Source organism: Dyella sp. SG562, assembly GCF_011759495.1.
In the GTDB taxonomy this organism is placed as follows: Bacteria; Pseudomonadota; Gammaproteobacteria; order Xanthomonadales; family Rhodanobacteraceae; genus Dyella_D; species Dyella_D marensis.
Genome location: NZ_JAAOYS010000003.1, coordinates 358,744 through 371,487, shown reverse-complemented (window position 1 = coordinate 371,487; position 12,744 = coordinate 358,744). Strand labels below are relative to the sequence as shown.

Annotated in this window: 11 protein-coding genes; 2 read left to right on the top strand and 9 right to left on the bottom strand. The window is 69.5% G+C overall.

Features of this window, described 5'->3' with window-relative positions; genetic code table 11:
• Nucleotides 1-26: 26 nt before the first annotated feature.
• Entirely contained in the window at nt 27-758 is a 732-nt protein-coding gene (locus tag FHW84_RS08690) for an FKBP-type peptidyl-prolyl cis-trans isomerase (protein ID WP_167254445.1), read from the bottom strand.
• Nucleotides 759-936: 178 nt separating this feature from the next.
• Here FHW84_RS08690 and FHW84_RS08685 point away from each other — a divergent pair, with 178 nt between their 5' ends.
• A complete protein-coding gene (locus tag FHW84_RS08685) occupies nt 937-1,719 on the top strand; it encodes an enoyl-CoA hydratase-related protein (protein WP_167254442.1) in 783 nt (260 codons plus the stop codon).
• A 118-nt stretch (nt 1,720-1,837) separates the two neighbouring features.
• On the opposite strand, the gene FHW84_RS08680 is transcribed toward FHW84_RS08685, so the two are convergent.
• From FHW84_RS08680 to FHW84_RS08655, 6 genes are all read right to left on the bottom strand, one after another.
• Nucleotides 1,838-2,737 carry a DUF1684 domain-containing protein gene (locus FHW84_RS08680; RefSeq protein WP_343203581.1) on the bottom strand — a complete coding sequence of 300 codons (900 nt, stop codon included), beginning with the start codon at nt 2,735-2,737 and terminating at the stop codon, nt 1,838-1,840.
• A 5-nt stretch (nt 2,738-2,742) separates the two neighbouring features.
• A complete protein-coding gene (locus tag FHW84_RS08675; RefSeq protein ID WP_167254440.1) occupies nt 2,743-3,666 on the bottom strand; it encodes a DUF1684 domain-containing protein in 924 nt (307 codons plus the stop codon).
• Nucleotides 3,667-3,733: 67 nt separating this feature from the next.
• Entirely contained in the window at nt 3,734-5,572 is a 1,839-nt protein-coding gene (mutL, locus tag FHW84_RS08670) for a DNA mismatch repair endonuclease MutL (protein ID WP_167254438.1), read from the bottom strand.
• 108 nt (nt 5,573-5,680) lie between these two features.
• The gene (locus tag FHW84_RS08665; RefSeq protein ID WP_167254436.1) at nt 5,681-7,303 is read right to left on the bottom strand and encodes an N-acetylmuramoyl-L-alanine amidase; all 1,623 of its coding nucleotides are present in this window, start codon (nt 7,301-7,303) and stop codon (nt 5,681-5,683) included.
• Between the two features lie 186 nt (nt 7,304-7,489).
• Nucleotides 7,490-7,957 carry a tRNA (adenosine(37)-N6)-threonylcarbamoyltransferase complex ATPase subunit type 1 TsaE gene (tsaE, locus tag FHW84_RS08660; RefSeq protein ID WP_167254434.1) on the bottom strand — a complete coding sequence of 156 codons (468 nt, stop codon included), beginning with the start codon at nt 7,955-7,957 and terminating at the stop codon, nt 7,490-7,492.
• On the bottom strand, nt 7,954-9,438 hold the full coding sequence (locus FHW84_RS08655) for an NAD(P)H-hydrate dehydratase (protein ID WP_167254425.1): 1,485 nt from the start codon (nt 9,436-9,438) through the stop codon (nt 7,954-7,956). Before FHW84_RS08655 ends, tsaE begins: the two co-directional genes overlap by 4 nt.
• A gap of 51 nt (nt 9,439-9,489) precedes the next feature.
• On the opposite strand from FHW84_RS08655, the gene queG reads away from it, so the two are divergent.
• Nucleotides 9,490-10,563: a tRNA epoxyqueuosine(34) reductase QueG gene (queG, locus tag FHW84_RS08650; protein ID WP_243868002.1), complete on the top strand. Its 1,074-nt coding sequence runs from the start codon at nt 9,490-9,492 to the stop codon at nt 10,561-10,563.
• Between the two features lie 7 nt (nt 10,564-10,570).
• Here queG and pgi read toward each other — a convergent pair whose 3' ends face one another.
• Both pgi and panD read right to left on the bottom strand, forming a co-directional pair.
• Nucleotides 10,571-12,208, bottom strand: coding sequence for a glucose-6-phosphate isomerase (gene pgi / locus FHW84_RS08645; protein ID WP_167254421.1), 1,638 nt, complete (start codon nt 12,206-12,208; stop codon nt 10,571-10,573).
• Between the two features lie 107 nt (nt 12,209-12,315).
• The gene (panD, locus tag FHW84_RS08640; RefSeq protein ID WP_090450268.1) at nt 12,316-12,702 is read right to left on the bottom strand and encodes an aspartate 1-decarboxylase; all 387 of its coding nucleotides are present in this window, start codon (nt 12,700-12,702) and stop codon (nt 12,316-12,318) included.
• Nucleotides 12,703-12,744: the final 42 nt, after the last annotated feature.

Genomic DNA, 12,744 nt, shown 5'->3' with positions numbered 1-12,744 from the left:
CCCGCCCGCGGCGGCGAACGCTTGCCTTACTGCTTGATTTCCAGCAGCTCGATCTCGAACACCAGGGCCTCGTTCGGGCCGATGCGCGGCAGGTTGCCGCGTTCGCCGTAGGCCAGCGCGGGGGGAATGACCACGCGCCACTTGTCGCCGACGTGCATGCGCTGGATCACGTCCTGCCAGCCGGGGATCACCTTGTTGTTGACGATGAAGCTCACCGGCGAACCGTGCGCCCAGGAGCTGTCGAACTCGGTGCCGTCGATCAGCGTGGCGCGGAAATTCACCGTGACGGTGCTGTTCACCGCCGGCTGGTCCTTGCCCGTGCCTTGCTTGAGCACCTGGTACTGGATGCCCGAAGGCAGCTGCACCACGCCGGGCTTCTGGCGGTTCCTGGCGAGGAAGTCGGCGCTCTTGCTGGCGTTGGAATTGGCCAGTTGCTGGAACTGGGACTCCGCCTTGTCGTGCATGTGCTTGTCGAGGCGGCGCAGCTGCTCGTGCATGTCCTGCATCGGCACGGACGGGCGGCGCTTGGTGTAGGCGTCCTGGATCGCGCGCTGCATCACGGCGATGTCGACGTCCGGGTCGCCGCTGGCGAACTGGCTGCCGATCTGGTAGCCGATCGCATAGGACAGCTTGTTCTTGTCCAGCCCCGCGGCCTGCGCGTCGGACGCGCTGTCGCGGCTCTGCGCATGCGTGGCCATCGCCGCGCTCATCAGCATCGTGAGCATCGTGCCATGGGCCAACCAACGCAGTCGTGTCATGCCTATCCTCCATCGCGGATGCGCGAAGCCCGGCCATCGTAAGGGGTTTGCCGGGCGCGTGCAGCGGGGCCGGGCGGGGGTGCCGGCGCCACCGGCATGAGAACGCCCGCGGCGGCAAAGGTTCCCGCCGCAACCCCACTGCTACCATGGGCGTTTTCGACCTCCGCTGGGAACCGCCATGGCTTATCGCAATCTGGAAATCGGCAACCGCGGCGAGGTGCGCCTGATCACCGTCAACCGCCCCGACAAGCTCAACGCGCTGAACCGCGACACCCTCAACGAACTGACCCTGGCCTTCGCCCAGGCCGCCCAGGACGACGCCGTGCGCGCCGTGGTGCTGGCCGGCGCGGGCGACAAGGCCTTCGTCGCCGGCGCCGACATCGCCGAGATGAACGGCTACACGCCGGTGCAGGCGCAGGGCTTCTCGCGCGCCGGCCAGCGCCTGATGAGCTCCATCGAGCGCCTGGGCAAGCCGGTGGTCGCGCGCATCCAGGGCTTCGCCCTCGGCGGCGGCATGGAGCTGGCCATGGCCTGCCACCTGCGCGTGGCCAGCGAGAAGGCGCGCTTCGGCCAGCCGGAAATCAATCTCGGCCTGATCCCCGGCTTCGGCGGCACCCAGCGCCTGCTGCGCCTGGCCGGCCGCGGCGCCGCGCTGGAGCTGTGCCTGACCGGCGCGATGATCGGCGCCCAGCGCGCCTGCGAGCTGGGCATCGTCAACCGCGTGGTGGCGCCGGAGGCGCTGGACGAAACGGTGGACGCGCTGGCCGACCGGCTCGCCGCCTCGGCGCCGCTGGCGGCGGCGGGCATTCTCGACGCCGTGCTGCAGGGCGGCGAGACCGCGCTGGATCAGGGGCTGGAGTTCGAGACGCAGGCGTTCGCGCTGGCGTTTTCGACGGAAGACATGCGCGAAGGGACCACGGCGTTCCTGGAGAAGCGCAAGCCGGAGTTCAAGGGACGCTGATTCGAAGGAAAACCTTCCGGCGTAGGTTGGGGTGAGCACAGCGAACCCCAACAATGCGCTACGGCTGAAAGTGCGATGTTGGGGTTCGCTGTGCTCACCCCAACCTACGCCGGGCGATCTAGTGCCCTGCGCCCTGGAACTTCTGCTCGCCCGCGGTCACTTCCAGCTTCATCCGATTCTCCGGCGGCGCCAGCGGGCACACCACGTGCGGCGTGATCGCGCACGGCGGGTTCTCGGCCAGATTGAAATCCAGCGTCACCTTGCCGTCCTTCGGCATGTCGGCATAGAGAAAACGCGCGCCGCCATAGGTGAGCTTGCCGGCGGTGCGGTCGCTGAACACGAAGAACAGGCGGCCGTCTTCTTCCATCGGTGTGAGCGTGTAGCGCTGGCCGCCGCGTTCGAACACCGCCTGGCCCGGCACCGGCTCGTCGTTTTCCGTGCCGACCACGTTGGCGATGCGCAGCGTGTGCGGCGTGGTGTACGCCCGCCACTGCGCTTCGATCTTCCACGAGGGATCGATCGGGAAATACGGAATGCCGGGGAAGTTCGTCCGCAGCGGCGCGGCATTGTCCTTCACCCGCAGCCCGCGCTGCTTGCCGCTTTCGACGACGTACAGATAGCGCTCCGCGCCGAGATAGGCGCGGGTGGGCTTGCGTTCGCCATGCGCGCCTTGCGTGAGCATCGGCGCGGCGGAGACGGGATGGCCGTCGATCGTCACCGTCACGCCGTCGGCGGTGCGCAGATCCACCGCGCCACTGGCATCGAGATGCAGCACGCCCAGATGCGCGGGTGCGCCCGGCACCTGGAAACGGTTGTCGGCGGCGGCGCCGACCGTGTTGTCACCTGGCTCGAGCCAACCGGAAGCGATCAGCGTGAGATAGCCATCCGCCCGCTTCAGCTTCGTCACGCGTTCGGCGCGCGCCTGCTCGACCTGTGCCGTGTAGTCGCTGGGCTGCGCATACACCGGCGCAGTCCATAGCGCGACCAACGCCGCGCCCGCAACGACGAGCGAACGCACGGCGCTCAATGATGGCCGCCGCGATACTTCTTCTCGCCCGCCGTCACCGCGACATCCAGCCGGTTCTCCGGCGGCGCCAGCGGACAGGTGGCGAACGGCGTGAACGCGCAGGGCGGGTTGTAGGCCTTGTTGAAATCCAGCACCACCTTGCCGTCCTTCGGCAGCGCGGCGTAAAGGAAACGCGCGGCGCCGTAGGTCTCCTTGCCGGAGGTGCGGTCGGCCAGCACGAAGAACAGTTCGCCACCCGGTTCTTCCTGGTACGGCAGCAGTTCAAAAGTGTGGCCGTCGCGCTGGAACACCGCCTTGCCCGGCACGTCGACCTTGTCGATGGTGCCGATCACCGAGCCGATCTCCAGCTTGTGCGGCGGATCGAACGGCACCCAGTCGGCCACCACGCGCCAGGACGGGTCGATCGGGAAGTAGTCGATGCCCAGGAAGTGCTTGCGCGTTTCGGCGTTGCTGTCCTTCACGCGCAGCGCCTTGCGGCCATCGCGCTCGATCACGTAGAAGTTGGCGCTGCCGAACGCCACCGTGGTGGGCGTGGCTTCGCCGGCATGCATGTCGTCGATCAGCGCGGCTTCGCGCACCTGCTTGCCGTCGATGGTGGCGCCGGATTTTTCATCCAGCACGATGTGCAGCGCGCCGCCCTTGCCCTGTGTCACCACGCCCAGATGCGCCGGGCCGGCCTTCAGCACGATGTCGTTGTCGCTGGCGCTGCCGATGCGGTTGGCGCCTTCCTGCAGCCATTCCAGGCCGATCAGGCTGAGCCAGCCGGTGGGCGCGGTGAGGTTGGCGGTGCGCTTGGCGCGCCACTGCTCGATCTCGTGCGGATAGTCGCCGGCAGCGGCGGCGGTGGCGGTTTCGGCTTGCACGGCGACGACTCCAAAGCTCAAGGCGACAACGAGGGCAAAGGCAACGCTACGCGACATGGCACGGCCCGCTCGACAGAGGAAGCCCGAGTATGGACGTCTATTTGCCGCAGCCGCAAGCGCCGGCTCAGCGCCCGCGCAGGAACAGTTTGTCCAGCTCGGCCAGGCCCAGCTGGGTCCAGGTGGGGCGGCCGTGGTTGCACTGGCCGGAGCGCTCGGTGGCTTCCATCTCGCGCAGCAGCGCGTTCATTTCCGGCGCGGTGAGGCGCCGGCCAGCGCGCACCGAGCCGTGGCAGGCCATGGTGGAGAGCAGTTCGTTCTCCAGCTCCTGCAGGCGGCGCGAACTGCCGTGCAGGGCCAGCTCCGCCAGCACGTCGCGGCACAGCTGCGCCACGTCGGCGCCTTCCAGCAAGGCCGGGATGCGCCGCACCACCACGCCGGACGGACCGCTGCGCGACAGCTCCAGGCCCCAGTCGGCCAGCGCGTCGGCGTGTTCCTCGGCGGCGGCGGCTTCCTTCGCGCTGACCGACACGTTGAGCGGCACCAGCAGCAGCTGCGAGCGCAGGTTGCTGCAGGCGCGGCCGCTTTTGAGCTTTTCGTAGGTGATGCGCTCGTGCGCCGCGTGCATGTCCACCAGCACCAGGCCGTGCGCATTCTCGGCCAGGATGTAGATGCCCTTGAGCTGCGCGATGGCGAAGCCCAGCGGCGGCGCCTCGTCGTCCTGCGCGGGCGGCATCGGGGTGTTGGCAGCATAGGCCGGCACCGCCTCGCGCGAAGACTCGCCCAGCAGCGCGGCGTAATCGGCCAGCGGCTCGTCGCGCACGCCCAGGCTCAGGCGGCTCTGGCTGAACTGCCCGGACCAGGCCGGCGTGGAGGTGACGGGCGCGCCGGCGGAGGCGGCCGCGGCATAGCTGACCAGCGTGGGCGCCGTGTCGATCGAGTCGACCACGCTGCCCACCTGCCCCGCGCGCGTCTGCGCCAGGGCCTCGTGCAGGGTGCGGAACAGGAAGTCGTGCACCAGCCGCTGCTCGCGGAAACGCACTTCGTGCTTGGCCGGATGCACGTTGACGTCGACGCCGGCCGGATCGAGTTCCAGATACAGCACGAAGGCCGGGTGCCGCCCGTGGAACAGCACGTCGGCATACGCCTGCCGCACCGCGTGCGCCACGATGCGGTCGCGCACCAGGCGGCCGTTGACGTAGAAGTATTGCGAATCGGCCTGCGAGCGCGACGCCGTGGGCAAGCCGACCCAGCCCGACAGATGCAGGCCGGCCGCCACATGATCGATACGCAGGCTCTGCGCGGGAAATTCCTCGCCCAGCACGTCGGCCACCCGCAGCAGAGCCGCCTGTTCGTCCTTGGCGGCCTTGAGGATGCGCACCGGCTTGCCGTTGTGGCTGAGGCGGAATTCCACCGAGCCGCGCGCCAGCGCCAGCGACTTCAGCAGGTCGTCGATATGCGCGAACTCGGTGCGCTCCGCGCGGAGGAATTTGCGCCGCGCCGGCACGTTGTAGAACAGGTCGCGCACCTCGACGCTGGTGCCTTGCGGATGCTGCGCGGGGCGCGCCGCCTGCAGCTTGCCGCCGTCCACTTCGATGCGGAAGGCGGTGTCCTGTCCGCGTGCGCGCGAGGTGAGCGCAAAGCGCGCCACCGACGAGACCGAGGCCAGCGCCTCGCCGCGGAAACCCATGCTGGCCACGTGTTCCAGGTCGTCGAAGCTGCGGATCTTGCTGGTGGCGTGCGAGGCCACCGCCAGCGGCAGGTCGTCCGGCTCGATGCCGCCGCCGTCGTCGCGGATGCGGATCAGGCGCTGGCCGCCCTGCTCGATATCCACTTCGATGCGGGTGGCGCCGGCGTCGAGGCTGTTTTCGACCAGTTCCTTCACGACGGAGGAAGGCCGTTCGATCACTTCGCCGGCGGCGATCTGGTTGATGAGTTCAGCAGGCAGGGGACGGATGACAGGCATCGCGCAAGCTTAAAGCAGGAACGCCACCCGAGGGGTGGCGTTCGTAAAAACAACATGTTGCGGCGGGACGAGCCGAATGGAATCGGCCGAACGGATCGGCCGGATGGATCAGCCGGATGGAATCGCCAGCACCATGCCCGCACGCACCGTGTCGCTGTTGATGCTGCGGTTGGCGTTCTTCAGCGCGGTGATGCTCACGCCGTACTGGCGCGCGATGCTGCGCAGGCTTTCGCCCGCGGTGACGCGGTGCAGGTCGCGCACGTTGGCGTCGGCGCGTTCGCTGTCGGCCTTCACGCTGGCCACCTTGACCTCGCCCGACTTCGAACCGGTCATCGCCTGCGCCACCGCCTTGTTGGCAGCGGTGGACACGGGATTGCCGTCGCCGTCGTCATCGTCGTTCTTCGCCGCCGACGCCACCACGTTGCCGTTGCGGCGCGCGGCCTGCGCGGCGAACCACGAACCCGGCGGCGGGGTCGCCTCGAAATAGCTGCGCACGCCGCCCATCACGGCTTCGGCCAGGTGCGCCTGGTGCGAGGGATCGCGCAGCTTGCGCTCTTCGTCCGGATTGCTGATGAATGCCGTCTCGACCAGGATCGAGGGCACGTCCGGCGAGCGCAGCACCACGAAGTTGGCGCGCTCCACGAAGCCGCGGTGGGTCGGCCCCAGGCCGCCCAGCGCCTTCAGCACATTGGTGGCCACCGCTTCGCTGGCCTGCATGGCGTAGCCCTGCTGCAGGTCCAGCAGCACGGCGGCGAGGCTGTCGTCCTTGTCGTCCAGCGACACGCCGCCGATCAGGTCGGCGCGGTTTTCGCGGTCGGCCAGCCAGCGGGCCGCCTCGCTGGTCTTGCCGCGCGGCGACAGCACCCACACCGAGGAACCCTTGGCGTCGCCGTTGACGAAGGCGTCTGCATGGACCGAGACGAACAAATCGGCGTTGTTGCGGCGGGCGATCTCGTAGCGCTGCTTGAGCGGGATGAAGAAATCCGCATCGCGCGTCAGCACCGCCTTCATGCCCGGCTGCTTGTTGATCTGTGCGGCCAGCTCGCGCGCCACCGCCAGGGTGACGTTCTTTTCCAGCGTGCCGCCGGGGCCGTGCGCGCCCGGGTCCTGGCCGCCGTGGCCGGCGTCGACCGCCACTACCACCTTGCGCTCGCCGTTGAGCAGCGCGGCGGCCTGGCGGGTGGAGGCCATGCCGCTCTGGGTGGAGCGCAGGCTGTTCTTGCTGGAGGCGGCGAGCTTGACCGCCACCGGCGCGGGCGGCGGCGCGGCGTCATCGTCGCCGTCGTCCTGTACCGGGGCCGGAGCGGGTGCGGCCTTGGCCGACGAGGCCACCCCGTTGCCGGGATAGACGTCGACCACCAAGCGGTAGCCGTAGCTGGCCTGCGGCTGCAGCACGAAGCTCTTGTAGTGGCTGGACGGGTCGACCTTGGCCACCAGCTGCAGGCGGTTGCCCTGCTGGCTGCTGTCCAGGCCCTTGAGCAGGCCCTGCGACTTCGGCGCCGAGTAGTCATCGCCCAGGGCGCTGCGGCCCAGGTCGATCACCAGCTGGTCGCCGTCCTGGCGGGTCTTGTAGTCCACGGGACCGGATACATCGAGCACCAGCCGGGTGTATTCCGGGCCGGCCCAGACGCGGGCCGACTTCACGTCGGTGGCGTGGACGGCGCACAGCTGCGCCATCGCCAGGGCGACGAGACAGGAAAACTGACGGATGCTGGCCGGATATCCCCTCATGGTCGCGCATTGAAGCTCAGCACTTTCCTGAATGCAAGTGCTTTTTCCTTGAAATATCCATAACCTGCAGCTGTTTTGTCAGGCTGGGTCCAGCTATCGGACGCAAGCCGCGCTGACGGAAGGGTTTCGCCCGGGGGCGAGACGGAACCCAAAATCTCATTAACGACGGATACTTAGCGCCGCGCCTCAGCTTGAGGCCGGCACCCGCGCCAGCAGGCGCTCGCCGCGCGGGCTGCGCGCGGCCACCTGAACGGTGCGGCCGGTGCCGGCATAGGCCAGGTCGATCTGCAGATCCGGCGCGGGCAAGGCCCCGGCGCCCCGCTCCGGCCATTCCACCAGCACCAGGGCGGCGGGGTCGGCCAGCGTGTCCAGGCCCAGCCATTCCAGTTCGCCGGGGTCGGCGATGCGGTACAGGTCCAGGTGCCAGGCCGTGCGGGCGGCCAGCCGGTAGGACTCGACCAGGCTGTAGGTCGGGCTTTTCACCCGCTCGCCCACGCCCAGGGCTTGCAGGAAGGCGCGGGCGAAGCTGGTCTTGCCCGCGCCCAGGTCGCCGTGCAGGTAGATGACCGCGCCCTCGTCCACCGCGCCGGCCATGCGCGCGGCGAAGCCGGTGGTGGCCTGTTCGTCGGGAAGCGCCTGCTGCAGGGTGGTCATGCGTCGAGTCCGTTGAGCAGCCGGCGCAGCGGCGCCAGCAGGTCGGTGGCCATCAGGCCGCGCTCGCCGCCGTCGGCGGCGGCCGCGTCGCCCGCGCGGGCATGCAGGCCGACGCCCAGGCAGGCGGCTTCCCAGGCTTCGCAGCCCTGGGCCAGCAAGGCGGCGACGATGCCGGTGAGCAGGTCGCCCATGCCGCCGGTGGCCATGCCGGGGTTGCCCCAGGGGCAGACGGCGACGCGGCCATGCGGGTCGGCGATCAGGCTGCCGGCGCCTTTGAGCACCGCCACCGCGCCGTATTTGCGCGCCAGTGCGCGTACCGCGGCGTAGCGGTCCGCTTCGATCCCGGCGACCGAGCTTTCCAGCAGCCGCGCCGCTTCGCCGGGATGCGGCGTGATCACCGTGGCCGCTTCGAACACCCGCGGCTCGCGCGCCAGCAGGTTGAGGCCGTCGGCATCCAGCACCGTCGGCATGGCCATGTCCAGCGCGGTCAGCCACAGCGCATGGCCCCAGGCGCCCTGCCCCAGGCCGGGGCCCAGGGCCAGCACGTCGGCGCGCTGCAGCAGCGGCTGCAGGGACTGCGGGCCGTCGACGCCGTGCGCCATCAGTTCCGGACGGGCGCTGTTGAGCGCGGTGAGATTCGCCTCGCGCGTCGCCACGCTGACCAGCCCCGCGCCGGCGCGCAGCGCGGCCTCTCCGCTCATGCGGATGGCCCCGGCGGTGCCGAGGTCGCCGCCGATCGCCAGCACGTGGCCATTGCTGCCCTTGTGGGCATGGCGCGGGCGCGGCGGCAGCGTGGCGGCGTGCAGCAGCTCGGCGTCGGGCGCGATGCCGTCCCAGAGTTCTTCCGGCAAGTCCAGCGTATCCAGCTCCAGCACGCCCACGCGGTCCGCCGCCTGGCCGGTATGCAGGCCGCGCTTGTGCGCGATGAAGCTGACGGTGACATCGGCCTTGATCGCCTCGCCGGGGCATTGCCCGGTGTCGGCGTTGAGGCCCGAAGGCACGTCCAGCGCGAGGATCGGTTCGCCCCCCGCGTTCAGCCGCCACAGCAGGTCGGCCACCGCAGGCTCCGGCGCGCGCGCGAGACCGGTGCCGTACAGCGCATCCACGTGCACGTCGGCCACCGGCAGGCCGGTGACGGCGCTCCACATTTGCACCTGTCCGCCGGCCTCCTCGAAACGCGCGCGCGCCGCCGCGGCATCGCCGCGCGCTTCGCCGCTGAGCGCGAACAGCATCACCTGATAGCCCTCCTGCAGCGCGAGCGCGCCGAGCAGGAAACCGTCGCCGCCGTTATTGCCCGGCCCGCAGTACACCGCGATGCGCCGCGCCTGCGGCCAATGGCGCTGCAGCGAGGCGAACGCGGCCGCGGCCGCGCGGCGCATCAGCTCGATGCCTGGAATGCCCAGCACCTCGATGGCGCGGCGATCCAGCGCGCGCACCTGGTCGACGGTATGGAGCTCGTGGCTGTGCGGGCGTGGCGTCATGCGCCGGATTATAGGCGGAGGCCGCGGCCCGGCGGACTTACAATGCCCGCCATGTCCGCCTCCTCCGCCCTCGCCCACGACTACGCCGCGCTCGCCGCGGACATCAAGCGCTGGGCGCGCGAGCTCGGCTTCGCCGACGCCGGCATCGCCGGCATCGAGCTGGGCGAGGACGAGCAGCACCTGCGGCGCTGGCTGGACGACGGCCACCACGGCGAGATGGACTACATGGCCCGCCACGGCACCAAGCGCAGCCGCCCGGCCGAACTGGAACCGGGCACCCTGCGCGTGATCTCGGTGCGCATGGACTACATCCCGCCCGGCACGCGCAATGCCTGGGCCGTGCTGGAAGACGCGGACGCCGGCTATGTCGCGCGCTACGCACTGGGCCGCGACTACCACAAGCTGATGCGCAACCGCCTGCAGAAGCTGGCCGAACGCATCCACGCCAAGGTCGGCGACTTCGGCTACCGCGCCTACGTGGATTCGGCGCCGGTGCTGGAGAAAGCCCTGGGCCGCAATGCGGGCCTGGGCTGGATCGGCAAGCACACCGTGCTGATCAACCGCAGCGCGGGTTCGTATTTCTTTCTCGGCGAGCTCTACACCGACCTGCCGCTGCCGGTGGACGAAGCGGCCACCGCGCACTGCGGCACGTGCCGCCGCTGCATCGATATCTGCCCGACCCAGGCCATCGTCGCGCCGTACCGGCTGGATGCGCGCCGCTGCATTTCCTATCTCACCATCGAACTCAAAGGCAGCATTCCGGAAGAGCTGCGCGCGCCGATGGGCAACCGCATCTTCGGCTGCGACGACTGCCAGCTGATCTGCCCCTGGAACAAGTTCGCGCGCGACGCGGCGGAGCCCGACTTCGCGCCGCGCCACAGCCTGGACGGCGCGCGCCTGGTGGAACTGTTCGCCTGGAGCGAAGAGGAATTCCTGCGCCGCACCGAAGGCATGGCGATCCGCCGCACGGGCTACGAGGGCTGGCTGCGCAATATCGCGGTGGCGCTGGGCAACGCGCCGGGCTCGGGCGAAGTGCTCGACGCGCTGCGTGCGCGTGCGGCGCATCCGTCGGAGCTGGTGCGCGAACACGTCGCCTGGGCGCTGGCGCGGCACCAGGCGACGTAAGAAAGAATCAACCCTCGCGGCGCTGGGCGATCTCGTCGAGCAAGGCGCGGGTGGCGGTGTCGAACGAAGACAGATCGTCCGTCTGGCCTTCCAGCGCCGGCAGGATCTGCCGCGCGATCGACTTGCCCAGCTCCACGCCCCACTGGTCGAACGCGTTGATGCTCCACAGATGGCCGAGCATGAACACCTTGTGCTCGTACAGCGCGATCAGCGCACCCAGGCTTTCCGGGGTGAGCGAATCGAGCAGGATCACCGTGCTCGGGCGGTCGCCCGGGAAGGTGCGCTGCGCGGCGAGCACGCGGCGTGCCTGTTCGTCGCCGCCCTTGCTCTCGGCGAGGGCCTCGTCGAAGGTCTTGCCCAGCGCCAGCGCGGCGGCCTGCGCCAGCAGGTTGGACAGCAGCGCGTCGTGATTGGCGCGCAGCGGATGCGCCGGGCGCACCACGCCGATGAATTCCAGCGGCACGGTGTCGGTGCCCTGGTGCAGCGACTGGAAATACGCATGCTGCGCATTGGTGCCCACGCTGCCCCACACCACCGGCGAGGTGGACTGCGCCACCGGCTCGCCCTGCGGAGTCACCTGCTTGCCCAGGCTCTCCATTTCCAGCTGCTGCAGGTACGAGGTGAGGTCGCCCATCAGATCGGCGTAAGGCACCACCGCGCGGCTGCTGCGGCCCAGCGCATTGCGGTTCCAGTATTCGACCAGGCTGAGCAGCACCGGCAGGTTTTCCTGCCACGGCTTGCTGCGGAAGTGGTCGTCGATCTGCGCCGCGCCGGCGAGCAGCGCGCGGAAATGCTCCATGCCGATGGCCAGCGCCAGCGACAGGCCCACCGCGGACCACAGCGAGAAACGGCCGCCGACGAAATCCCACATCGGATAGATGTTGGACGTGGCCACGCCCCAGCGCTCGGCTTCGGCGGTGTTGGCGCTGACCGCCAGGAAATGCTTCGACGCGGCGCGCGCATCGCCCTCGTACGAGCGCACGATCCAGTCGCGCAGCACGTTGCCGTTGAGCAGGGTTTCCTGCGTGGTGAAGGTCTTGGAGACCACGATCACCAGGGTGCGGCGCGGGTCGAGCTGGCGCATCAGCTCGTAGGCGGCCTGGCCGTCGACATTGGTGAGGAAGTGGCTGCGCAGCTCCGGCACGTGGAACGGCGCCAGCGCGCGCACGGCCAGGCGGGGGCCGAGGTCGGAGCCGCCGATGCCGATGTTCACCACGTCGGTGATCTTCGGCGGCAGGCCCATGCTGGCGGCGTCGCCGCGCTCGATCGCGCGCACCAGTTCGTCGATGCGCTGCAGGGTGCGTTCGATCTCGCTGCGCGCCTCGCGCGGCGCCAACGGCGGCAGGCGCGAGGCGCCGCCGCGCAGCGCGGTGTGCAGCACGGCGCGGTGTTCGGACGTGTTGATCGGCTCGCCGGCGAACATGGCGTCGCGGGCCTGCTGCCAGCCGCTGGCTTCGGCGTGCTCGCCCAGCGCCTGCAGCGCTTCGTGGTCCAGCTTCTGCCGGCTCAGGTCCAGCAGCAGCGGCCCCACGCGGTGGCGCAGGCGTTCGCCGCGCTCCCGGTCCTTCAGCAAGTCGCGCAGATGGGTGCGCGAAAGACGTTCGACGTGTGCTGCCAGGAAGGACGGACTGCGCTGCTGCGACATGGGCTCGTACTTGGCGGGAAGGGGAACCCCGATCTTAGAGCCATTGAGTGGCGCGTGAGTAGCGCGCCACGTGCCAATTCCGGCAGTTTTTGCCTTGAGCCGCGGCCTCAGGCCGCGGCCATCTGCTTCGGGATCGAGCGGTTGGTATGCGAGATGCGGTTGTCGGCATCCACGTACACCAGGGTCGGCTGGAACTGCTCGACCTCGGCCTCGGACAGCTGGGCGAACGCGGCGATGATGATCAGGTCGCCCGGCTGGGCGCGATGGGCCGCGCTGCCGTTCACCGAGATGATGCCGGAGCCTTCTTCCGCGCGCAGCGCATAGGTGACGAAGCGCTTGCCGTTGTTGATGTTCCACGCGTGGATCTGCTCGTACTCGCGGATGCCGGAGGCATCGAGCAGCAGGCCGTCGATCGCGATCGAGCCTTCGTAGTGCAGCTCGGCGTGCGTCACCGTGGCACGGTGGATCTTGGCCTTGAGCATGTTCAGGTTCATGGCATGACTTCCAGCAGAAAAGGTCTGCGTAGCGGGCAATTA